This is a genomic window from Vibrio sp. 10N.261.52.C11 (assembly GCF_041471405.1).
GTDB classification, from domain to species: Bacteria; Pseudomonadota; Gammaproteobacteria; order Enterobacterales; family Vibrionaceae; genus Vibrio; species Vibrio crassostreae_C.
In genome coordinates this window covers 24512-48883 of sequence record NZ_JBFROI010000051.1, presented here as the reverse complement: position 1 = coordinate 48883, position 24372 = coordinate 24512, and the positions used below count along the sequence as shown (strand labels likewise).

Sequence of the window (24372 nt, the reverse complement as noted above, 5' to 3'; positions counted from 1 at the left end):
TTAACTGATCGGCATTACAGCCAAGTGCTGGGTTTTCTTTTTCCTGCTTAAGCTATATCTTTAAGTCAGAGTGACATTCCAATTTACTCTATTTTTTGGCTTGTTTATTGCAAGTTTACCCACGAGTAACCTGTAAAAGCATTGATAGACCGCCTTGTTTCAAAAGTTGGTATATATATTGCTTTGGTTATTTCATAACAGTCAGTTCTTGAGTTGAGGTTTACATGGCTATTTCTTTTGACAATGCTTTGGGCATTCACCAGCACACAGTTGGTGTACGTGAGCGTAACGCTGAGGTGCTTTCCACCAATATCGCGCAAGCAAACACGCCTGGGTATAAAGCAAAGGGATTAGACTTTAAGAAATCACTGCAAGCGGCAAGTTCTGGGGCAAGCATTGGTCTTAGCCGTACAGATGGTCGGCACATTTCTGCCTCAACAACGGTGAACGGGGAAACGAAGTATCGCATTCCTACCCAACCTGATACAGGAGATGGCAACACGGTTGATTTGGATTTGGAAAGAAACCTTTTCATGCAAAACCAAATTAGGCATCAAGCCTCTCTCGACTTCTTAGGAAGTAAGTTCAAGAATTTAACTAAAGCGATTAAAGGGGAATAATTAGATGAGTTTATTCAATGTATTCAATGTGACTGGTTCTGCGATGAGTGCTGAATCTGTTCGTCTAAATACGACCTCGAGCAACCTTGCGAACGCGGACAGTGTAAGTAGTTCTGCTGAAGAAACTTACAAGGCTCGTCACGCAGTGTTCGGCGCTGAGTTAAATAAAGCACGCAACAGTGGTCACACTGTGCCTGTGAAAGTATTAGGTATTGTGGAAAGCGATAAGCCGCTAAGCGCGGAGTACAACCCGGATCACCCATTAGCGAACAACGAAGGCTATATCTACAAGCCTAATGTCAACGTTATGGAAGAAATGGCAAACATGATTTCGGCATCACGTGCGTACCAAACAAACGTACAGGTTGCTGACTCGAGTAAACAAATGCTGCTGCGTACGCTGCAGATGGGTCAATAAGGATAAGGAGGTAGCACATGGCTGGAATCAACAACAATGTTGGTCAAAGCGGCTTGTCCTATGTTGACCAGCTGAAGAGTCTTCAAGATGGCGCTAAAAAGCCCGACGAAACAACAGGTAAGCAGGATCTTAAACAAGAAGACTTCTTATCTTTGTTGACTAAGCAACTAGCACAACAAGACCCTTTCAAGCCGGTTAGCAATGACCAGATGATTGCGCAAATGGCTTCATTTGCGACCGTAGATGGCATTGGCAAAATGAATACACAGTTTGAAAGCTTGAATTCATCAATGACCTCTAACCAAGCTCTTCAGGCCTCCTCTTTAGTTGGGCGTGATGTATTGGTTCCTGGTGCGGCAGGTGTAAAACCCGGTGATGGCGGTATGGCGGCAATGGTTAAGCTTCCTCAGGCAATGGACAATGTAATGGTCCGTGTTGAGAACGAAGTTGGCCAATTGGTTCGCACATTTGATATCGGCTCTAAACCATCTGGTGATACACGTGTTGAATGGGACGGAAAAGACGAAGACGGTAACCCATTGCCGGCCGGTAAATACAACGTGAAAGCGTCGGGTTTGCTGGATGGCGAGAACACAGAGTTCCAAGTTTCCAGTTATGCGAACGTGAACAGTGTGCTTCTTGGTAAGGGCGATGGCAACGTACTACTCAATCTGGCTGGTTTCACATCGCCAGTACGACTTGCTGAAGTACTAGAAGTTGGTAAAGCGTAGCTCTTTATTGAGTGACTATGCTAGCTAGATAGATTAGGAGAATAATGGAATGTCATATGTAGCTTTAAGCGGCCTATCCGCTGCACAATTAGACCTGAATACAACCAGTAACAACATTGCGAACGCGAACACATTTGGCTTTAAAGAGTCTCGTGCCGAGTTTGGTGATGTTTACTCAAGCTCGTTGTTCACTAACGCAAAAACGACGGCAGGTGGCGGTGCGCAAGCTAGCCAAGTGGCGCAACAGTTCCACGAAGGTTCAAGTATTTATACGAACAACCCAATGGACTTACGTGTAAGTGGTACAGGTTTCTTTGCAGTATCGAAAGACCGCATGGTGCCAGAGATTAACGAATTAACGCGTAATGGTGCATTTCACCTAAACAAAGACAACTACATGGTTACCGCTAATGATGAGTTTCTTTTAGGTTACGATGTTGATCCAAACTCGGGGGAAGTTCTTTCTTATGCGCCAAAGCCTCTCGACATTCCTGCTGAGTTTGGTAAACCAAAACAGACAGAAAACATTGAAGTAGGGGTTAACCTTCCTGCAAACGGTGATCTTAAAGACCCGGCTGCATTTAACTTCAAAGATGCTGATACTTATAACCGTGCAACGTCTTCGACGGTATACGATTCTATGGGTCAGTCTTACAAGTTAACGACTTACTACCTCAAAGATCAGACTCAACCAAACACTTGGCAAACGTACTACACCATGTCAGATGAGAACGGTGAAAAGCCGGTCAACATTACTGGTGGTGATGCGACGAATGCACAAGGTCATGTTGGTCACACAATGAAGTTCAACAATGACGGTACGTTAGCAAGCCTAAACAATGGTCAGCCGATTAACTCGGAACCACTGGGTGCTGGTGCGAACCCTATTGACTTGAACGGTGCTGATCCAACTCAAGTGCTTAAGTTTGGTTTAGATTCTTCAACTCAGTTTGCCGCTCCGTTTGAATTGACTAAGTTTGATGAAGATGGCGCGACAACAGGTTTCTTAACAAAAATCGATTTCGATGAGTACGGCAGTGTTCTAGGTACTTATTCAAATGGTGAAAACGTGATGCTTGGCCGTGTAGGCTTGGTTCGTGTACCAAATGAGCAAGGTCTGGATAAGAAAGGCGGTACTCAATGGGATTCTACCAACGACTCTGGTGACAAGATCTGGGGTGAGTCGAACAAAGGTTCATTTGGTAGCATCAACAACGGCTCGCTAGAGCAGTCGAACATCGATATGACTCAAGAACTGGTTGATTTGATTTCTGCTCAACGTAACTTCCAGGCGAACTCGCGTTCTCTAGAAGTACACAACCAGCTACAACAGAATATTCTTCAGATTCGTTAATCGTTTAAAGCGTTTGAATCATCTGCGAATACCCAATTCAATGTTATTGAATTGGGTATTGTTGTTTGTCTTTTTATTTGCCGCCCCTATTGCCGCCCGGTAATGCCACTGGCAACAATTCTTCCTCAATGATCCTTTGATGATCACCCTTCTTGTTCGTTTTCTATTTAAATTATTGATAAATAACAGTTAAAAATATTGGCACAGTGTTTGCTTTATTAGCCCCAGAAGATGTTTTTTGGAGCAAAATTATGGATCGCGCACTGTTTCTTGCCATGAGTGGCGCTAAGCAAAATATGCAAGCTTTGCAGCTACGTGCAAACAACCTTGCCAACGTAAGTACAACGGGTTTCCGTGCTGATTTAGCACAGGCACGTTCAATGCAAGCGTATGGCGAAGGCATGCCTACTCGTGTTTTCAGCATGACAGAGCGTCCGGGTCATAATTTCGCTCAGGGTAGTGTGGTTACTACTGGCCGAGATCTAGACGTTACCATTCAAGGTGATGGTTGGATTTCAGTGATGGACAATACTGGCCGTGAAGGTTTAACACGTAACGGTAACCTAAGGGTTGACCAAAACGGTTTACTAACCAACGCAAGCGGTCACTTAGTGCTTGGTGAAAACGATGCACCAATCACGCTGCCAATCCCAATCAGCAAAGTAGAAATTGGTACAGACGGTACGATTTCGGTGATTCCTCAAGGTGCTCCAGCTGAAGAATTGGCCGTGGTTGATCGTATTAAGCTTGTACGTCCAGACAACCAAAGTTTGTTTAAAGACACGAATGGTCTATTCCGTTCGAAAAACCCAGATCAGGCATACGAAGCAGATGCAGCGGTAACGTTGCTAAAAGGTGCTATCGAAGGCAGTAACGTAAATGCCGTAGGTGAAATGACCAGCCTAATTGACTTACAACGTCAGTTTGAAATGCAGGTCAAAATGATGAGCACAGCAGAGGAAATGGACAAGTCGTCTGATTCACTGCTTCGTATGAGCTAATAGAATTTAAAGGACATTGCTATGCATCCAGCATTATGGGTAAGTAAAACGGGTTTAGACGCCCAACAAACCAATATCTCAACGATTTCGAACAACCTTGCCAACGCCTCGACCATTGGTTTTAAAAAGAGCCGCGCGGTATTTGAAGATCTGTTCTACCAGAATATTAATCAACCGGGTGGTCAATCGTCTCAGAATACTGAGCTGCCAAGTGGTTTGATGCTGGGTGCCGGTTCTAAGGTCGTCGCGACTCAAAAAGTGCACACTCACGGTAACGCACAAACGACATCTAACAGCCTAGACATGATGATTGAAGGCGACGGTTTCTTCCAAGTTGAAATGCCAGACGGTGAAACAGGTTACAGCCGCAATGGTCAGTTCACACTGAACGGTGAAGGCGCGATCGTAACGTCGGGCCAAGGTTATCCTCTACAACCAGAAATTGTGATTCCTGAAGACGCGATCTCGGTAACGGTTGGTAACGACGGTGAAGTATCGGTTCGTCTACGTGGCGAGCAAAACAACGTCGTGGTTGGTCAAATTACCATTACTGACTTTGTAAACCCAGGTGGTCTAGAGCCAGTAGGTCAAAACCTTTACTTGCCAACTGGCGCGAGTGGCGACCCACAAGAGGGTGTGCCGGGTTTTGATGGCCTGGGTAACATCCGCCAATCGATGCTAGAAACATCGAACGTAAACGTAACCGAAGAGCTGGTAAACATGATTGAAGCTCAGCGTGTATACGAAATGAATTCGAAAGTTATCTCGTCAGTAGACAAGATGATGAGCTTTGTTAACCAACAGCTGTAATTGGTTTATTCGCCGTTTACTTTTTTAATTAATCTATCTGTTTTTGCTAATTGACCCATTTACCACTGCCTGCTGAGAGTATATCGCCATGAAACGTATTTTTTGTTTAGCTTTGTTTATGTCTATGTCGGGATGTGCTGTTCTGGACCCGATCGAGACTCCGGCAGAAGAAAATGCAACCACAGTGGTTGATGCTGTGGAAGGTGATAAGTCGGCGCAAGAGAGCTCTGGCATTATTGACACGCTTCGTGGGCGAACCGATCCAATTGCTGGTGACCCTGCATGGGCGCCAATCAACCCCAAGCAGAAACCAGAGCATTACGCAGCGGCAACGGGCTCACTGTTTAATGTGAACCACATTGGCAGCATGTATGACGACTCAAAACCGCGTGGTATTGGTGACATAATTACTGTAGCGTTAGATGAGAATACTCGAGCGACCAAAAAAGCCAACGCAGACATGTCTAAGTCGAATGATGCATCAATGGAGCCGCTGGCTGTTGGTGGTCAAGATCTGACGATCGACAAGTACAACTTCTCTTATGATCTGAGTAACACCAATACTTTTGCTGGTGATGCGTCAGCCAACCAAAGTAACAGCATCAGCGGCTACATTACCGTTGAAGTCATCGAAGTATTAGCTAATGGCAACCTAGTGGTTCGTGGTGAGAAGTGGATGACACTGAACACCGGCGATGAGTACATCCGCCTAAGCGGTACCATCCGTCCAGACGATATTGACTTCGAAAATACCATTGCTTCAAACCGTGTTTCTAACGCACGAATTCAGTACTCAGGGACTGGCGTACAGAAAGATATGCAAGAGCCTGGATTCTTGGCACGATTCTTTAATGTATCTCTGTAGAGCTTGATAGGACGACGACATACTGACAGCCTCTATCACTCAGCCACATTTAGCTAAGCTATTATAAATTAAAGCAATACAGACAGGTTACTCAATGAAAAAACTGACACTCGTACTATTCGGCATGCTATTTCTTGCCACCAGTGCCCATGCTGCGCGAATCAAAGACGTGGCAAAAGTGGCGGGTGTTCGTAGTAACCAACTTGTCGGTTATGGTTTGGTCACGGGCTTGCCGGGTACTGGTGAGACAACTCCCTTTACCGATCAAACATTTAACGCAATGCTGCAAAATTTTGGCATCCAATTGCCGCCCGGCACTAAGCCAAAAACCAAAAACGTCGCGGCTGTTATTGTGACTGCTGAACTGCCAGCATTCTCTAAGCAAGGGCAAGAAGTTGACGTAACCGTTTCTTCTATCGGTTCAGCAAAAAGCCTTCGTGGTGGTACCTTGCTACAGACCTTCTTGAAAGGTCTAGACGGTCAAGTGTATGCGGTCGCGCAGGGTAACTTGGTGGTAAGTGGCTTTAGTGCACAAGGTAACGACGGTTCTAAGATTGTCGGTAACAACCCTAACGTTGGTATCATCTCTAGCGGTGCGACGGTTGAACAAGAGATCCCAACGCCATTCGGTCGTGGTGACTACATCACCTTCAACCTAATCCAATCAGATTTCACAACGGCTCAGCGTATGGCTGATGCGGTTAATAATTTCCTAGGCCCACAAATGGCTTCAGCGGTAGACGCAACTTCAGTAAAAGTTCGTGCACCGCGTGAAATCAGCCAGCGTGTAGCATTCTTGTCGGCTATCGAAAACATCGAGTTCGACCCTGCTGAAGGCTCTGCAAAAATCATCGTCAACTCTCGTACAGGTACGATTGTGGTTGGTAAGCACGTTCGCCTAAAAGCGGCGGCGGTCACCCACGGTGGTATGACGGTTGCAATTAAAGAAAATCTAAACGTAAGCCAACCGAATGCATTCTCTGGTGGCCAAACGGTAGTGGTCCCTGATTCTGATATCGAAATCAGGGAAGGCGATGGTAAGATGTTCAAATTTGAACCTGGCCTAACGCTGGACGATTTGGTACGCGCAGTCAATGAAGTGGGCGCTGCACCTTCTGATTTAATGGCAATCCTTCAAGCACTGAAACAAGCGGGTGCGATTGAAGGCCAATTGATCATTATCTAAGGAATAAAGCATGATTAAGAATAACAATGACATCGGCTTTATTCACGACATCGGTAGTTTAGACCGTCTTCGTCAACAAGCGGTAAACGGTGAAGAAGGTAGCGAGAAAGAAGCATTAACCGCGGCGGCAAAACAGTTTGAATCGATTTTCACCTCGATGTTGTTTAAGTCAATGCGCGATGCTAACTCGAGCTTTAAGTCGGATATGTTGAACAGCCAGAACGAGCAGTTCTATCGTCAGATGCAAGATGACCAAATGGCGAGTGAGTTAAGCGCTTCAGGTTCATTAGGTCTTGCAGATATGATCGTGGCTCAACTAAGCGCTGGCCAAGCAAGCGATACGTCTGAAGAGAAGGTTCGCAGTGAAGGCTTTGATGCTTCATTGCAAAGACCGCAATATTCAGGCCGTTCGGAAGAGCGAGCGTCAGACGTTCAACCTGCGCAAGCAGCAAAACAGCCAGTATCCTTTGATTCTCCAGAATCGTTTGTGACCTCAATGAAGCCTTACGCGGAAAAAGCGGCAAGTGCGCTTGGTGTGGACTCGTCTCTTCTATTGGCACAAGCTGCCCTTGAAACGGGTTGGGGTTCTAAAATGGTTAAGAACTCTTTGGGCAACAGCAATAACTTATTTAACATCAAAGCAGATAGAAGTTGGAAGGGCGATAAGGTCGCGACTCAAACTCTTGAGTTCCATGGCAAAACCGCCGTTAAAGAGTCAGCTTCCTTCCGTTCTTACTCTAATTTCGAAGATAGCTTTAATGATTACGTGAAGTTCTTGAACGAAAATCCAAGATACGAAACGGCGCTACAGCATCAAGGCAATTCAGAGAATTTCATCAAAGGTATTCATCAGGCTGGTTACGCAACTGACCCTAACTATGCAGACAAGGTTTTACGAGTTAAAGCCAAGATTGATGAGATGAACTAGCGTCATAAATCAACATAGAGAGCTTGCTACTGGCAGGCTCTTTTCTTCTCCGCCCCTTCAGTTCTTACGCGTAATCCATAGTTATCTCCTTACACTTCAATAAATTATCGTCTTTTAATTTCCTGTTGTTTGTGTTGGCACACATATTGCATTTATCTTGGTAATATACGGTTGTAGTTAATCAGTTCATTCTGGTTTTGTTAAGTTTTTTGGGGGCATTATGGCGTCGGATCTTCTGAATGTAGGGGCACAAAGTGTTCTTACGGCTCAGAGACAGCTCAACACCACAGGTCATAACATTTCTAACGCTAACACAGAGGGCTATAGCCGCCAGTCTGTGATTCAAGGTGTGAATGACCCGCGCCAGTACGGTGGGCAATCCTACGGTATGGGTGTACATGTGGAAAATGTTCGCCGCTCTTGGGATCAGTTTGCCGTCAAAGAACTTAACTTATCGACAACCAATGCCGCCAACAAAGGCGATACCGAAGCCAACCTCGATATGCTGTCGAGCATGTTGTCGTCGGTCGCTTCAAAGAAGATTCCAGAAAACCTCAACGAATGGTTTGATTCCGTTAAGACTCTCGCCGATACCCCAAATGATGTGGGTGCGCGTAAGGTCGTGTTAGAGAAAGCAGGGCTTGTAACTAAAACCTTGAATGAATTTCATGAAACAGTTCGTCAACAGTCTGATTCTACGAATAAAAAATTAGATATGGGTATCGAGCGAGTTAACCAACTTGCGTACGAGATCCGTGATGTTCAGCGTTTAATGATGCGAACTCCTGGGCCTCATAATGACCTACGAGATCAGCATGAAAAGTTGATTAATGAGCTTTCTGGTTACACCAAAGTTACGGTGACACCACGCTCAAATGCCGAAGGGTTTAATGTCCATATTGGTAATGGCCATACCTTGGTCTCTGGTAGTGAAGCGAGTCAGCTGAAGATGGTTGATGGCTTACCCGATGCACATCAGCGCCGCCTAGCGATTGTTGAAGGTAAGTCTTTAAAACCGATCACCAGCAGTGATATCGACGGAAAAATCGGCGCCATGCTAGACATGCGTGACGAACATATCCCAGCAATCATGGATGAGCTTGGTCGTTTGGCGACCGCGTTTTCATATGAGGTCAATAGTCTTCAAGAACAAGGTTTGGATCTTAACGGCAACGTAGGTAAGGACTTGTTTACCGACGTGAACTCAGAGCTGGTGGCAAAATCTCGTGTCACGGCTAGCGGGCAATCGAAAGCCGATGTTGCGGTATACATTGATGATACTTCTGCCTTAAAAGGCGGTGAGTATGGACTGAAATACGATGGCAGTGATTATGTCGTGACTAAGCCGAACGGTGAGACCGTTAAGATGGCGACCGACTCTAGCGGTAGTGCTTTTTATCTTGATGGCATGCGAGTGGAAGTACGTAACCCTCCTGAACTAGGAGAGAAACTGTTACTGCGTCCAACGCGTAATTTTGCTGCGCAGATTCATATGAAAACCAAAGACCCGAAAGACATTGCTGCGCAAAGTTATGAGGCATCGACCACGTTTGCCAAGGGTACAGCGGGATTTAAAATCCTAGAAGCCGGTCAACTGCGTGAGTTTGAAGTGATTGTCTCACCAAAAGGTGAGCAGTTTGCTGTGACGGATCCGAAGGGTAACATTTTAATGCAGCCTCAACCGTATCCGCCACAAGGGCCAGTGACCATCAACGGTACAACGTTTGAGCTCACACCCGGTGCGGTGGCAAATGATAAGTTTACGGCAAACCTTGTCCCATCAGAAGGTGACAACGGTAACCTGCGTAAGCTACAAGATCTTCAAACAGGAAAGCTGTTGAATGATGGTGAGTCTACGATTTTAGACCTTTACCACAACTTGAATACTAATACGGGCTTGAAGTCTTCAACGGCAAATCGCCTGAGTGATATTGCGACATTAGAAAAACAGTCGGCTCAAGAACGTATTGCTTCTATCTCGGGAGTAAACCTCGATGAAGAAGCGGCAAACATGATGAAATTTCAGCAAGCGTATATGGCTTCTTCACGTATCATGCAAGCAGCCAACGATACGTTTAACACTATTTTGGCTCTGAGATAGGAAGGTATAAATGTTGAATCGTATCTCTAGCTTCCATAATTATCAGTCAGTACAAAACGACTTGCGCCGTCAAGAGAACAAGGTGCATCACAACCAAGCACAACTTGCTTCGGGTAAGAAGTTACAGTCGCCAAGTGATGACCCATTAGCGACGCACTATTTACAGAACATTGGTCAGCAGTCAGAACAGCTTAAACAGTATGTCGATGCGATTACTCTAGTCAGAAACCGTCTTGAGCATCATGAAGTATTGGTTTCTAACACTGAAGGCTTTGCTGATGAAGCAAAACGAACCGTGATGGAAATGATCAACGGTGCGCTTTCTCCGGAAGACCGTTTAGCTAAGAAGCGTGAAATTCAAGAACTGGCGAATAACTTCCTGCATTTAGCCAACTCTCAAGATGAGTCGGGTAACTACACGTTTGCAGGCACTAAGCCGAAAAATCAGCCTTTCTTTCGAGATAACGAAGGGAATGTGACATATCAAGGTGATGACTACCAACGCAAGATGCGTGTGGCAAGCAGCTTTGAAATGGCAATGAATGATCCGGGCAGCAAGATGTTTATGGAAATAGACAACCCGTTCGGTGACTACGAACCTCAGTACGAGCTTGAACCTGCGTCTGAGTTATTGCTCGGGCGTGCGACCAACAGCGATGAAGATGGGTCTACTTATAAAGTGACGTTTGTCGACATGCAGACGGGCAATTTCGCTTATCAGCTTGAAAAAGACGGCGCAGTGGTTGCGGCAGAAGATTTTGATCCTTCGACAGGCATTGTTTATGAAGGGCTGAATATTCAAATCAAAGGCCAAATCACTAAAGGTGATTCGATCACCTTAGAACCACGAGAGACTTTCTCTATCTTTGATACGTTCAAAGAGGCTGCTGAGCAGGCTGAAAACCCGGTATCGGATGCATCAGCAACAGCGAAACTGCACCAAGTAACTGAAGAGTTCCACGCTGCGTTTATCCATTTGACTAAGGCAAGAACCGATGTTGGTGCACGCTTGAGTACTTTGGATATTCAAGAGCAACAACATGAAGATTTCAAGTTGTCTTTAGCAAAAGCAAAAAGCAACTTTGAAGACTTGGATTACTCGAAAGCGATCATTGAGTTCAATGAAAACTCTCGAGCACTACAAGCTTCTCAACAAGCGTTTGGCAAAACCAAAGACCTGACCTTGTTTAACTATATTTAATGATCAATCGGTATTTAATGGTGGCTTGTCGATCACCATGGCGTTGATTCCTTGCCGTATGTGCTATGCCATACGTGCGAATGACGCCACAGTTTGCCGCTTTTTTGTACGAAGCATGATGTTTCTAGAATAGCGGCAAAAAACGGCAATAAGGAAGGTGAATGTTTTTCATCTTCTAATAGTAGAAAATCATAATTGCGCAGTGTTGTTTGTAAGCTTCTGATTTTTAGATAATTAAAAAATTATTTATATGATATTAAACTTGGCATACAACTTGTATCTGTGTTGGTTATAAATGATTAATACAGATCTTAAACCTTGTATAGGGTTTATCGAGTAATACACGGTCAGTGCTTATCCATATGAGAGTAAAGCTGGCCGCTTCGCAGAAACTTTGCGAACTCATAAGGAGAGCAAAATGGCTATCAATGTAAGCACTAACGTATCTGCTATGACAGCACAGCGTTACCTGAATAAAGCATCTAATGACTTAGCGACTTCTATGGAGCGTTTGTCATCTGGTCACAAGATCAACAGCGCGAAAGATGATGCGGCAGGTCTGCAAATCTCGAACCGTCTAACCGCTCAGTCTCGTGGTCTTGATGTGGCAATGCGTAATGCCAACGACGGTATTTCGATTGCTCAAACAGCAGAAGGCGCGATGAACGAATCGACTAACGTACTACAACGTATGCGTGATCTAGCGATTCAATCATCAAACGGCACTAACTCGCCGGCAGAGCGTACTGCACTGAACGAAGAGTCAATGGCACTTCAAGATGAGCTTAACCGTATTGCGGAAACCACATCGTTTGGTGGTCGTCGTCTACTGAACGGTTCATTCGGTGAAGCTTCATTCCAGATCGGTTCTAACTCTGGTGAAGCAATGATCATGGCTCTGACAAGTATCCGTGCAGATGACTACCGTATGGGTGGTACTACGTTCGATTCAGAAAACGCGAAAGATAAGAACTGGGAAGTGCCGCCAACAGCGAGCGATCTTAAGTTCGAATTCAAAACCAAAGCGGGTGAAGACATCGTTTTAGATATCAATACCAAAGCGGGCGATGATATCGAAGAGCTTGCGACTTACATTAATGGTCAGTCTGATCTTGTGAACGCATCGGTTACTGATGATGGTCGCATTCAACTGTTCGTTGCTGAACCTGACCTTGACGGCCCAATGTCTATCTCTGGTGGTCTAGCGTCTGAGCTAGGTATTAAGAGTGAAGGCCGCGCAACCTCGGTTCAAGATGTTAGCTTAACCAGCGTTGCGGGTTCACAGAACGCGATCAGCGTGATTGATTCTGCAATGAAGTACGTGGATTCACAGCGTGCTGATTTGGGTGCAAAACAGAACCGTCTAAGCCACAGTATTAATAACTTGGCAAACGTACAAGAGAACGTAGACGCTTCAAACAGCCGAATCAAAGATACGGACTTTGCGAAAGAGACGACGCAAATGACCAAATCACAAATTCTGCAACAAGCAGGTACTTCAATACTTGCTCAAGCAAAACAGTTGCCTAACTCTGCAATGTCATTATTGCAATAGTTATTGGTTGAACTTGCTGCTCGTGTTCAGACGTGAGCCATGCAGCAAGGGAAACTGGCAAGCATACTTACTATTGAATGTTTAGCTCTCTCATCTCTCACCTGCTATCCATTTTTGCAGTAAGAATGCAACGGCAAGTCGGAAATGTGTTCATTTCTCGATGATCTCCACACAGGCTCTGACGCGCCAACTAGCCCCGGTTCTCTCAAAGGAAAAGGGGCTTTTTCCTTTCTGTATTTCTTGTTTTTGCTATTTATTTTCCTGTGAACTTTCTCGCACTACCTTTTCCAAATCTCTATTTGATGGTTCTTCTTCACGACAAATAATGTCATCTATTACACAAGATTTGCGTAAGTCAGAGATCTTTGGCGATTGATCATTTCTCGACCTTGAGCCATTTAGACGGCGGTTCGTACGCTTTCTGAACAGATTAAGATCTTTTTCCAATTGAAATCTATCGCTGTATTAGAAAATGATGAAAATTAAGTTGTTGATAAATATTAGATTAATATTTTTTTTGTGGTTTTTTGAAAGTTTTTCTAAAGCTTCTGATTTTCGCGCCGTTATTAAAAGTAACTTTGAGAGAACTACTTGGTTTTCCGAGACGTCGGAAACCGCTATACCGGAAAATCAATTGGAGAAATCACCATGGCAGTGAATGTAAATACAAACGTTTCAGCGATGACAGCGCAACGTTACCTAAACAACGCAAACAGCGCACAACAAACATCAATGGAGCGTCTAGCTTCTGGCTCAAAAATCAACAGCGCAAAAGATGACGCTGCGGGTCTACAAATCTCGAACCGTTTGAACGTTCAAAGTCGTGGTCTTGATGTTGCTGTACGTAACGCGAACGACGGTATCTCAATTGCACAAACAGCTGAAGGTGCAATGAATGAGACGACTAACATCCTGCAACGTATGCGTGATTTGTCTCTACAATCTTCAAACGGCTCAAACTCAAAATCTGAGCGTGTAGCGATTCAAGAAGAAGTAACAGCGCTGAACGACGAACTGAACCGTATCGCGGAAACGACGTCTTTTGGTGGCAACAAGTTGCTTAACGGTACTCACGGTACTAAATCATTCCAAATCGGTGCAGACAACGGTGAAGCGGTAATGCTTCAACTGAAAGACATGCGCTCTGATAACGCTCAGATGGGTGGTAAGAGCTACCAAACTGAGAACGCGAAAGATAAAGATTGGAACGTTCAAGCAGGCGCTAACGACCTAAAAATGTCGTTCACTGATAACTTCGGTCAAGCACAAGAAATCGACATCAGCGCAAAAGCGGGTGACGACATCGAAGAGCTAGCAACGTACATCAACGGTCAACAAGACTCTGTTAAAGCGTCTGTAACTGAAGACGGTAAGCTACAAATGTTTACTGGTAACAACAAGGTTGAAGGCGAAGTGGCATTCTCTGGCAGCCTGGCTGGCGAACTAGGCATGCAACCTGGCAAAGACGTAACGGTTGATACTATCGACGTAACATCAGTTGGCGGCGCACAAGAGTCTGTAGCTATTATCGATGCGGCACTTAAGTATGTAGATAGCCACCGTGCTGAGCTAGGTGCTTTCCAAAACCGTTTCGACCACGCTATCAGCAACTTAGACAACATTAACGAGAACGTTAACGCATCTAAGAGCCGTATTAAAGATACCGATTTCGCGAAAGAAACGACTCAGATGACTAAGTCTCAGATCCTTTCTCAAGCTTCAAGCTCGATTCTTGCTCAAGCGAAGCAAGCTCCGAACTCGGCACTTAGCCTACTAGGTTAATCGATTAAAAAGCCACGTTGACTATAAGCGTCAACGTTAGGCTTCCACAAATTAGCTCGTGGTGAGAGATGAGCGCTAAACAGACCCAGCTTCGGCTGGGTTTTTTATTGCCTGCAATTTGGAGAAGGGGGGAGTTTTGGTGTTGGTCGTTGATTGGAAAGCGAGATTCCCTATCACGCTCGCTCCTCACTGTAGGGAGTGACGGGAATTGGGAGATGATGGTTTCCTCGCTTACTACATCGAAGCAGTCTTTCGTCACCCCAGAATCGAGTAGAACGAGATATCAGGGATCTCTTCTGACTTTATATTCAACACTACGCTCATTAACTTAAATAATGGGGCAACTTTAGCGAATGTCGCCCTATTAATTGAAGCCCGATCACACTTTCCTTTGTTGTTGAAAAGAATATGAAAAAAAGCGCATTTTTTATTAAAGCTTCTAATTAAGGCGCCGTTAAAGGGATTGAGAGAAATGATATGTACCAATGTAAGGTGAGAGAGACACTGGTGCATAAACAAAATTGACATGTATTAGTGTGAGGTGAGAGTCACATAAGTACATTAAAAAATGCCTAAAGGAGATCAACTATGGCGATTAATGTAAGCACAAATGTGTCTGCAATGACGGCTCAGCGCTACCTAAATAGCGCGGCTGAAGGTACTCAAAAATCAATGGAGCGTTTGTCTTCTGGCTATAAAATCAATAGCGCAAAAGATGATGCTGCAGGCCTACAAATCTCTAACCGCTTAACGTCGCAAAGTCGTGGCCTAGATATGGCTGTGAAAAACGCGAATGACGGTATCTCTATTGCACAGACAGCTGAAGGTGCAATGAATGAGTCAACCAACATTCTGCAACGTATGCGTGACCTTTCTCTTCAATCTTCAAACGGTTCGAACAGCAAATCTGAACGTGTTGCGATCCAAGAAGAAGTCTCTGCTCTAAACACAGAACTTAACCGTATCGCTGAAACGACCTCTTTTGGTGGTAACAAGCTTCTGAACGGTACTTACGGCAGCCAATCTTTCCAAATCGGTGCTGACTCAGGTGAAGCAGTAATGCTATCTATGAGCAACATGCGTACTGACACTCAAGACATGGGTGGTAAGAGCTACGGCGTTACAGAAGGCAAAGATGCTTCTTGGCGTGTAGGTGCGGGTGCTGATTTAACAATCAAATACAACGATAAGTTTGGTGAAGCGCAAGAGCTATCTATCTCTGCTAAAGAAGGCAACGATATCGAAGAGCTAGCAACTTACATCAATGGTCAAAGCCAAGACGTTAAAGCGTCTGTGGGTGAAGGCGGTAAACTGCAACTTTTCGCTTCAAGCCAAAAAGTTGAAGGTGATGTTGAGTTTGGCGGCAGCCTTGCGGGCGAACTAGGTATCGGTGCTGGTAAAGACGTTACCGTTAACGATATCGACGTAACTTCTGTTGCAGGTGCAAACGAAGCAGTATCTATCATTGATGGTGCTCTAAAATCTGTTGATAGCCAACGTGCTTCTCTAGGTGCTTTCCAAAACCGTTTTGACCATGCAATCAGCAACTTAGACAACATCAACGAAAACGTTAATGCGTCTAAGAGCCGTATCAAAGATACCGATTACGCGAAAGAAACAACAGCTATGACGAAGTCTCAAATCCTACAACAGGCGAGTACTTCTATCCTAGCTCAAGCAAAACAGTCACCATCAGCAGCTCTAAGCTTATTGGGCTAAACTTACCTCGGTAAGTAGCGGTAAACTCTACTCTGGGTAGAGTTTTACTGTTTGGCTCATAAAGGAGGGAGGGAGAGTGTTATGGAAATATCATCCAACGCATCGAACATCCAGCCTTATGGCTCACCTAATGGCATTAAAATTGCAAGCGATGAAGGTAGTAGTGCGTCGAGCACTTCACGACTGAAAGAAGCAACACCTTATGACAAGGTAGAGAAATCGAAAGAGGAAGCTACCGAAGCGGCGATTCAATTAGCTCAACATAGACAAGAGCTGAATGATGAAGAGCGAGTCAAGATGGTGGAGAAGGTAAACGAGTTTATCTCCTCTCTCAATAAAGGTGTGGCTTTTAAGGTCGATGAAGAATCTGGGAGAGATGTGGTTACCATTTATGAGACCACAACCGGTGATATTATTCGCCAGATCCCTGATGAAGAAATGCTTGAAATTCTAAGACGCCTAGCAGCCCAAAACTCGAATAGTCGAATATTTGAGGTGAAGGTTTAAGTCGTATTATTGAGGTGATTTAATGAGTTTTGGCCCAATGGGGATTTCGTCTGGCATGGATATCAATTCCATGGTCAGCAAAATTGTTGATTCGGAGCGTGTACCTAAACAGCAACGAATCGACAATGAACGAACGCGAATCGATACCAGCATTAGTGCCTATGGAAGACTCAGAGAATCCCTTGATTCGATGAAAAACCTGATGACAAACTTTCGTCAGGAAAAAGCTTTTGCTGTGCGAACAGTGGAAAGTACCGATGAAGCGCTTGTCTCTGCAACCGCGACTACCGAAGCGATCGCTGGCAAATATGCCATCGATGTGTTGCAGCTTGCCCAAAGCCATAAATTGGCTTCTGATGTACTGTCAGAGGACATGAAATTTGGCCCAGGTAAGCTGCAGGTTTCGCTTGGTGATGACAGCTTTGACGTGCAAGTTGGCGACAGATCGAGACTTATCGAAGTTGTTCGTGGTATCAACGGTGCAGATAGCAACCCAGGCGTTCGTGCATCTATTATCAACGATGTCGAAGGTCCAAGACTTATTATTGCCTCGAACCAGTCTGGTTCAGATCAGCAGATCAGCATTAATGTTGAGTCAGATGCTGCCAATCCCTTAAAAAAACTCGAATACAAAACGCTTGAAGAACGTGTTAAAGCGCTAGAGAAAGCGCGCGTTGCTGCTCAAGATATTCTAGCTCTAACCCCTGCAGGAAAAGCCGTTGAACTCATCGATGAAGTGATCGCTAGCGATGACCCAAATGCGAATGAAACACTCGATAAAGATGGCAATATCATCCCAGCAGCCCAAACCGATTCTACTTCAGATGTTGACGGAGACTCTAAAAGTCTCAGCTACGGTGAGCAAGCAGCCGCCGACGGCCAAGCCGCCCTAGACGCAGCTCAAGCGGCAAAGTCTGTGATGCCTGAAGATAATATCCCTGGCTGGACTGAAACCGCGTCAGGTACGCTTTTAGATTCTTACTACACACCAGAACTTGAGCTTGATGAAAAAGCGATAGAGAAGGCACCCGATGTGCCGGGGTGGTCAAATGCTGCCTCAGGTACTCTGACCGATTCATACGTGACACCGAAAGAAGCCCAACAAAAGCTTGAGGCTGAGCAAGCGCGTATCGAAGAGAAGATTTCACAAGAAAAAGCGGAGTTGGCTGAGAAAGTTCAAAAAGGCGAACTCACGGCAGAGCAAGCCAAGAAAATTGAGCGTGCCAAATTAGAACCCGAAGAGCGCGAGCTCTTAGAGAAGGTCGATAAAGCGCAAGCAGATCTTGAACAAGCACAGCAATCTTTTGATACCTATAGTGGAATGACTGAAGTTCAGGCTGGCCAAGATTCTATGGTTGTCCTAGATGGTGTTGCTCAACTCTCTAGTAATAACAATGTGATTGAAGATGCCATTGAAGGTATTGATATTACGGTGAAAGGAAAAACGCCAAAAGATAAGCCGCCGGCAGAAATTGGTGTGGAGTACGACCGTAACAGTGTTCGCCAAGATATCGAATCCTTTGTGAGCTCTTATAACCAGTTCTATCAAGTGTCGAAAGACCTCGCGGGTGTTGATCCAACGACTGGTCAAAAAGGCCCGCTCTCTGGTGACAGTACAGTGCGTAACGCCGACTCCCGATTGAAAGGGGTGTTCTCATCAAGTATCGAAGGTGCGCCAGACAATCTAAAGTCTTTGACTGAATTCGGTATCACCACCACAAGACAAGGCTCGCTAGAAATCAACTACGATATGCTTGACCGTCAACTCAACAATAACTTTGATAAGTTGGGTGAGTTCTTTGGTGGCAACAACGGTTTCGCCAAAAAAGTGGAAGATGCGATTCAAGGTATCACAGGTATCACGGGTTCAATCCGTACTAGAGAAAAGAGCTTGGTCGAGCAAAACTACCGTTTGGTTGATGACCAAAGCGCGCTCGACCGCCGCATGGACAGCCTAGAGAGCCGTACCCACTCTAAGTTCACAGCCATGCAAGATGCGACCAGTAAGATGCAATCTCAGCTGGGCAGTATGATGAATGCGTTGGGCTAATAGATGAATAGCCAGCTACAAGAGCTTTGTGAACTCGATCAACTAATTATCTCTAAACTGGAATTTAGTGAAATTAATGCTGAAGAAATAACGCAGCTTGTCGATAACAGAGAACAGTTATTGCAAAACGTGCTTCAAATAATCGACTCACATCCCGACGTTAAGCAAAGTTCTGAATGGTTTGAAGCCATTACCAGAACCAGAAAATTAGTCGAATTGATGCAGTCTGAGACGAGTCGAGTAGGTAAGACCCTACATAAATACCGTCACGGCGCTAAATCAGTTCAACAATACAAAAAGTTTTTATAGAAGAGGTTTACTATGCGCGGTTCTTTACAGGCATATAAAAAGGTATCAGTGGATAGTCAGCTAACGGCTGCCTCACCGCATAAGATTGTACAAATGCTAATGGCCGGTGCTATCGAGCGTTTGATTCAAGGCAAAGCGGCAATGCAAGCAGGCAACATCCCAGTGAAAGGTGAGCGACTTGGTAAGGCTCTAGATATCATTATTAGCCTACGTAGTTGCCTATCTATGGACGATGGTGGCGATATTGCGAAAAACCTAGATCAACTTTATGAGTTCATGATCACGCAAATTTCTGCGGCAAATCACAAAAATGACCCACAGCCTATTGATGATGTTATCGATATTATTCGCGAAATTAAGAGCGCTTGGGACCAAATTCCGAACGAATATCACAACTTGACGTCCGCTGACGTAGGTATTTAAAGAAAAATTGCAGTTTTAACCAATCTCATATCCCTTAATTGGTTGGTTGCCTTATTTTTTTAATCAAATAAAATAGAAGCCATTAGATAGCCTAATGGCTTTTTTCGTTGCTGATTTCCTAAATTTGTCCACGTAGACCATAATCATTGATACATCTCACTGTTTTATAGACTACGTTGCTCACCGTTTTTCCGCATCGCACCAAAATAAAGGCAATAATTCCTACTTATGCAAGGTTTGGCAAAACTGCTTGTCGTCGACGATAACGCTCAAGATCGTCACAATTTAAGCACAATATTAGAGTTTGTAGGAGAGAGCTGCGAAGTAATCAGCTCTGAACAAGCACGTAAAGTTGACTGGTCACTACAGTGGGCCGGCTGCATTATTGGTACCATTAAAGGTAAAGGCTTCAACGCATTACTGAATGAGAAGCTTGTTCACGCCAATCACATCCCTTTACTGGTGATTGGCAAAAACAATCACCCGGTTGACGAGTTGACTAACTATGTTGGTGAGCTTGAACTTCCTCTTAACTACCCGCAATTAAGTGATGCATTGAGACACTGTAAAGACTTCTTAGGCCGCAAAGGTGTTCAAGTTGTGTCTTCGGCACGCAAGAACACCCTGTTTCGCAGCCTAGTAGGACAAAGTGCTGGCATTCAAGAAGTACGTCACTTAATTGAACAAGTCTCTTCTACGGAAGCGAACGTGCTGATTCTTGGTGAATCTGGTACAGGCAAAGAAGTCGTAGCGCGTAACATTCACTATCACTCTAAACGTCGTTCAGGGCCTTTTGTTCCTGTAAACTGTGGCGCGATTCCACCTGATTTGCTTGAAAGTGAACTGTTTGGTCATGAGAAGGGCGCATTTACTGGGGCGATTACCGCACGTAAAGGCCGTTTTGAATTGGCTGAAGGTGGCACACTGTTTCTTGATGAAATTGGCGATATGCCGATGGCGATGCAAGTTAAGCTGCTACGAGTACTGCAAGAGCGATGCTTTGAGCGTGTAGGTGGCAATAGCACCATACAAGCTGATGTTAGAGTGATTGCGGCAACCCACCGCAACCTTGAAGATATGATCGACGATGATTCGTTCCGTGAAGATCTTTACTACCGCTTAAATGTATTCCCGATTGAAATGCCGGCGCTTCAAGATCGTAAAGAAGATATTCCACTGTTGCTTCAAGAGCTGATGACTCGAATGGAAGCGGAAGGCAGCATGCCTATCTGTTTCACGGCTCGTGCTATCAACTCTTTGATGGAGCATTACTGGCCAGGTAACGTTCGTGAACTAGCGAACCTGGTTGAACGAATGGTTATCTTGTATCCAAACAGCTTGGTTGATGTGAATCACCTGCCAACTAAATATCGATACAGCGATATCCCTGAGTTCCAGCCAGAGTTTAATAGCTTTGGATCTGAAGAGGAGCAAGAGCGTGATGCACTTGCTGACTTATTCTCAGAAGATTTCAGTTTTGACCAGCAAGATGATATTGCCGACAATGCTAATGCGCCTCAAGAGTTACCGCCAGAAGGGGTTAACTTGAAAGAGCTACTCGCGGATATGGAAGTGAATATGATCAATCAAGCGTTGGAAGCGCAGGGCGGCATTGTTGCTCGTGCTGCTGACATGCTTGGAATGCGTAGAACCACTCTGGTTGAAAAAATGCGTAAATATAACTTGCAGCGATAGTGTCCAGTTTTCGATGAAAACGAAAAACTAGCACACACTTTTTAGCTATTTGGTAACTCTAGCTAAGTGAACAGATAAACCATAGTCGAGTTGTTGCTTGCTTAACTATGTGATAAATATAGCAAATAGCCTGACTCGTGTTGTACGTCTCAGGCTGTTTTAGTATTTGAGGCAAATTTTTGACATGCGCGTATCTAACGAACCAGAAAATCAATCACACCTAGATTCTGTTGAACAGCAGGTTGAGCGCTATAAGCAAGTACTCGACGTGATGCCAGCTGGGGTTATCTTGTTAGATACACACGGCGAAGTGAGAGAAGCGAACCCTGAAGCGCATCGTATTCTTGGTGTTGAGTTGGTTGGCGAGAAGTGGTTTTCAGTGATTCAAAGTGCCTTTGACCCAAAAGACGATGACGGTCATGAGATCTCATTGAAGAACGGGCGAAAAGTGCGTTTGGCGATTTCAGCCTCTACCACGGGTCAGCTGATTTTGATTACCGATCTGACCGAGACCCGACTATTGCAGTCTCGCGTGAGTGATCTTCAGCGTTTGTCTTCATTAGGTAGAATGGTGGCCTCGCTTGCCCATCAAGTGCGAACGCCGCTTTCAAGTGCGATGCTGTATGCATCAAACCTTGCCGCGCCAAATCTGCCGCCGGCAACAAAAACGCGTTTTCAATCTAAGCTTATGGATAGATTGCATGACTTAGAGAAGCAAGTGAACGACATGCTGTTGTTTGCCAAAGGTGGTGACAACAAAGTCGTTAAGCCATTTACTGTGGCTGAATTGATCACTGAATTTCACCCTATGGTGGAAGCGGCATTGAAAACTAACCAGATTGATTATTGCCAAGAAGTTGAGGGCGAACAGACTCAAATGTTCGGCAACGCCAATGCTATCGCCTCAGCGTTAAGCAACCTAGTGTTGAACGCGGTTCAAATTGCGGGTAAGGAATCGCAGATCGATGTGTTTTTTAGGCCCGTAAATGGCGAGCTTAAGATATCAGTGCAAGACAGTGGCCCCGGCGTACCGAAAGAGCTTCAAGGTAAAATAATGGAACCCTTCTTTACCACTCGTTCACAAGGTACAGGTCTAGGCTTAGCGGTTGTACAAATGGTATGTCGAGCACATGAAGGCCGACTGGAATTGATATCAGAAGAAGGCGACGGCGCATGCTTTACCATGTGTCTACCGCTTGAAAGAAGTGCTTCTTCTGAAGACTAATAAGTTTTAACTGAATTTACACTGGAGAATCCTATGGCTCAAAGCAAAGTGTTAATCGTCGAAGATGATGAAGGTCTACGCGAAGCCCTTGTCGACACACTCGCGCTTGCTGGCTATGAATGGCTGGAAGCGGATTGTGCGGAAGATGCTCTGGTCAAATTAAAATCGAACTCCGTTGATATTGTCGTATCTGACGTGCAGATGGCGGGCATGGGTGGCTTGGCACTATTGAGAAACATTAAGCAGCATTGGCCAAATTTGCCGGTATTGCTAATGACAGCGTACGCCAACATCGAAGATGCCGTTGCTGCAATGAAAGAGGGCGCTATCGACTATATGGCAAAGCCATTTGCGCCAGAAGTGCTGCTCAACATGGTCAGCCGTTATGCGCCTGTAAAGTCGGATGACAACGGCGACGCTATCGTTGCTGATGAAAAAAGTATCAAGCTAATGATGCTAGCTGATAAAGTTGCGAAAACCGATGCCAACGTCATGGTGTTGGGCCCGAGTGGTTCTGGTAAAGAGGTGATGTCTCGCTACATTCACAATGCTTCTAGCCGAAAAGATGGCCCGTTTGTCGCGATTAACTGCGCGGCGATCCCAGACAACATGTTAGAAGCGACCCTGTTTGGTTATGAAAAAGGCGCATTTACTGGCGCTATTCAAGCTTGCCCGGGGAAATTCGAGCAAGCGCAGGGCGGTACAATTCTGTTGGATGAGATCAGTGAAATGGATCTTAGCCTACAAGCCAAACTACTGCGTGTTTTGCAAGAGCGCGAAGTTGAGCGATTAGGTAGTCGTAAGAGCATCAAATTGGATGTTCGTGTATTAGCGACCAGTAACCGAGACCTTAAACAGTATGTTTCTGAAGGGAATTTCCGTGAGGATTTATACTACCGCCTGAATGTATTCCCAATTTCTTGGCCTCCATTGTGCGAGCGTAAAGGCGATATTGAGCCTTTAGCCAAGCACTTAGTTGAGCGCCACTGCACCAAACTTGGTATGCCTGTACCCGTTATGTCAGCACAAGCGATCAGCAAACTCGTCAATTATCCGTGGCCGGGCAATGTTCGCGAATTAGACAATGTGGTACAGCGTGCGCTAATATTGAGCGAACAAGAGAACATCTCTGGTGAGCATATCCTTCTTGAAGGTGTCGATTGGCAAGACGCAAGCAGCCTACAACAAATCGTCGAAGGCAGTGACGTAGCTGCGCCAGAAATTAAGCCTATTGCCGAAGCAAACCCAATCAATAAAATCGCGGCTAGCAGCGAAGGGTTAGGTAATGAGCTTAGAGATCAAGAGTATGCGATCATTCTTGAAACCCTGATTGCATGTAATGGCCGACGCAAAGATATGGCTGAAAAACTGGGTATTAGCCCTCGTACACTGCGTTACAAGTTGGCTAAAATGCGCGATGCTGGAATAGATATCCCAAACTGAGGATAGATTAGTAGTGTCAGCTTTCTGACTAGTGTAATACGATATCTAGTCAATTTAATGTGTGGCACGCTAATTGCTCTGTCAATAATATAGCTAAATAGATAGTCATAATTTTGACTCCTGAGGTAGTAGATGAGAATAGATGGTTTACAAGGCGAAATGCAGGCGATGATGGTCGAAGCTGCCAGCGCGCGTCCCGCAGCAACGGGGCAAGCGGTCGGTGCAGATTTTGGCAACATGCTGACTAATGCCATCAATAATGTGAACTCATTACAAAAGACTTCAGGTGATCTTCAAGCTCGTTTTGATAGTGGCGACCAAAGCGTATCCCTATCGGACGTGATGATTGCTCGTAATAAATCTAGTGTGGCTTTTGAGGCGACGATCCAAATTAGAAATAAATTGGTCGAATCGTACAAAGAGCTGATGAATATGCCGGTATAAGTTGG

Annotated in this window: 22 protein-coding genes; all 22 read left to right on the top strand. The window is 45.0% G+C overall.

What is annotated here, in order from left to right:
• The first annotated feature begins 224 nt into the window (after positions 1 to 224).
• The 22 genes from flgB to fliE all read left to right on the top strand — a co-directional run bounded on the left by flgB (position 225) and on the right by fliE (position 24367).
• Entirely contained in the window at positions 225 to 620 is a 396-nt protein-coding gene (gene flgB / locus AB4323_RS18595) for a flagellar basal body rod protein FlgB (protein ID WP_004736175.1), read from the top strand.
• Positions 621 to 624: 4 nt separating this feature from the next.
• Positions 625 to 1038, top strand: a complete 414-nt coding sequence (flgC, locus tag AB4323_RS18590) for a flagellar basal body rod protein FlgC (RefSeq protein ID WP_004736176.1) — start codon at positions 625 to 627, stop codon at positions 1036 to 1038.
• A gap of 17 nt (positions 1039 to 1055) precedes the next feature.
• The gene (gene flgD / locus AB4323_RS18585; RefSeq protein ID WP_010439286.1) at positions 1056 to 1769 is read left to right on the top strand and encodes a flagellar hook assembly protein FlgD; all 714 of its coding nucleotides are present in this window, start codon (positions 1056 to 1058) and stop codon (positions 1767 to 1769) included.
• A gap of 49 nt (positions 1770 to 1818) precedes the next feature.
• A complete protein-coding gene (gene flgE, locus AB4323_RS18580) occupies positions 1819 to 3123 on the top strand; it encodes a flagellar hook protein FlgE (protein WP_017062260.1) in 1305 nt (434 codons plus the stop codon).
• Positions 3124 to 3374: 251 nt separating this feature from the next.
• Positions 3375 to 4124 (top strand): flagellar basal-body rod protein FlgF, encoded by a 750-nt coding sequence (gene flgF, locus AB4323_RS18575; protein WP_017056855.1) that lies wholly within the window; start codon positions 3375 to 3377, stop codon positions 4122 to 4124.
• Between the two features lie 21 nt (positions 4125 to 4145).
• Positions 4146 to 4934: a flagellar basal-body rod protein FlgG gene (gene flgG / locus AB4323_RS18570; protein WP_017062259.1), complete on the top strand. Its 789-nt coding sequence runs from the start codon at positions 4146 to 4148 to the stop codon at positions 4932 to 4934.
• Positions 4935 to 5022: 88 nt separating this feature from the next.
• On the top strand, positions 5023 to 5799 hold the full coding sequence (flgH, locus tag AB4323_RS18565) for a flagellar basal body L-ring protein FlgH (RefSeq protein ID WP_017066181.1): 777 nt from the start codon (positions 5023 to 5025) through the stop codon (positions 5797 to 5799).
• A gap of 94 nt (positions 5800 to 5893) precedes the next feature.
• Positions 5894 to 6985 carry a flagellar basal body P-ring protein FlgI gene (locus AB4323_RS18560; protein ID WP_372153067.1) on the top strand — a complete coding sequence of 364 codons (1092 nt, stop codon included), beginning with the start codon at positions 5894 to 5896 and terminating at the stop codon, positions 6983 to 6985.
• Positions 6986 to 6995: 10 nt separating this feature from the next.
• Positions 6996 to 7913, top strand: coding sequence for a flagellar assembly peptidoglycan hydrolase FlgJ (gene flgJ / locus AB4323_RS18555; protein ID WP_017064131.1), 918 nt, complete (start codon positions 6996 to 6998; stop codon positions 7911 to 7913).
• Positions 7914 to 8133: 220 nt separating this feature from the next.
• A complete protein-coding gene (gene flgK / locus AB4323_RS18550; RefSeq protein ID WP_372153065.1) occupies positions 8134 to 10014 on the top strand; it encodes a flagellar hook-associated protein FlgK in 1881 nt (626 codons plus the stop codon).
• 10 nt (positions 10015 to 10024) lie between these two features.
• A complete protein-coding gene (flgL, locus tag AB4323_RS18545) occupies positions 10025 to 11215 on the top strand; it encodes a flagellar hook-associated protein FlgL (protein ID WP_017064129.1) in 1191 nt (396 codons plus the stop codon).
• Between the two features lie 418 nt (positions 11216 to 11633).
• On the top strand, positions 11634 to 12770 hold the full coding sequence (locus AB4323_RS18540; protein ID WP_017064128.1) for a flagellin: 1137 nt from the start codon (positions 11634 to 11636) through the stop codon (positions 12768 to 12770).
• A 648-nt stretch (positions 12771 to 13418) separates the two neighbouring features.
• Positions 13419 to 14552 (top strand): flagellin, encoded by a 1134-nt coding sequence (locus tag AB4323_RS18535; protein WP_372153063.1) that lies wholly within the window; start codon positions 13419 to 13421, stop codon positions 14550 to 14552.
• A gap of 588 nt (positions 14553 to 15140) precedes the next feature.
• Positions 15141 to 16271: a flagellin gene (locus AB4323_RS18530; RefSeq protein WP_017066381.1), complete on the top strand. Its 1131-nt coding sequence runs from the start codon at positions 15141 to 15143 to the stop codon at positions 16269 to 16271.
• Between the two features lie 81 nt (positions 16272 to 16352).
• Entirely contained in the window at positions 16353 to 16778 is a 426-nt protein-coding gene (flaG, locus tag AB4323_RS18525; RefSeq protein ID WP_372153061.1) for a flagellar protein FlaG, read from the top strand.
• A gap of 22 nt (positions 16779 to 16800) precedes the next feature.
• Positions 16801 to 18828 carry a flagellar filament capping protein FliD gene (gene fliD / locus AB4323_RS18520; RefSeq protein WP_372153059.1) on the top strand — a complete coding sequence of 676 codons (2028 nt, stop codon included), beginning with the start codon at positions 16801 to 16803 and terminating at the stop codon, positions 18826 to 18828.
• Positions 18829 to 18831: 3 nt separating this feature from the next.
• Positions 18832 to 19137, top strand: a complete 306-nt coding sequence (locus AB4323_RS18515) for a flagellar protein FliT (protein ID WP_017060688.1) — start codon at positions 18832 to 18834, stop codon at positions 19135 to 19137.
• A 12-nt stretch (positions 19138 to 19149) separates the two neighbouring features.
• Positions 19150 to 19560: a flagellar export chaperone FliS gene (gene fliS, locus AB4323_RS18510; protein WP_004736194.1), complete on the top strand. Its 411-nt coding sequence runs from the start codon at positions 19150 to 19152 to the stop codon at positions 19558 to 19560.
• 228 nt (positions 19561 to 19788) lie between these two features.
• Complete coding sequence (locus AB4323_RS18505) at positions 19789 to 21255, top strand: sigma-54 dependent transcriptional regulator (protein WP_017064122.1); 1467 nt, start codon at positions 19789 to 19791, stop codon at positions 21253 to 21255.
• A gap of 184 nt (positions 21256 to 21439) precedes the next feature.
• Positions 21440 to 22480, top strand: a complete 1041-nt coding sequence (locus tag AB4323_RS18500; protein WP_017060686.1) for a PAS domain-containing sensor histidine kinase — start codon at positions 21440 to 21442, stop codon at positions 22478 to 22480.
• Positions 22481 to 22513: 33 nt separating this feature from the next.
• Positions 22514 to 23923, top strand: coding sequence for a sigma-54 dependent transcriptional regulator (locus AB4323_RS18495; protein ID WP_017060685.1), 1410 nt, complete (start codon positions 22514 to 22516; stop codon positions 23921 to 23923).
• Between the two features lie 132 nt (positions 23924 to 24055).
• Positions 24056 to 24367, top strand: a complete 312-nt coding sequence (fliE, locus tag AB4323_RS18490) for a flagellar hook-basal body complex protein FliE (protein ID WP_017060684.1) — start codon at positions 24056 to 24058, stop codon at positions 24365 to 24367.
• The last annotated feature ends 5 nt before the right edge of the window (positions 24368 to 24372 follow it).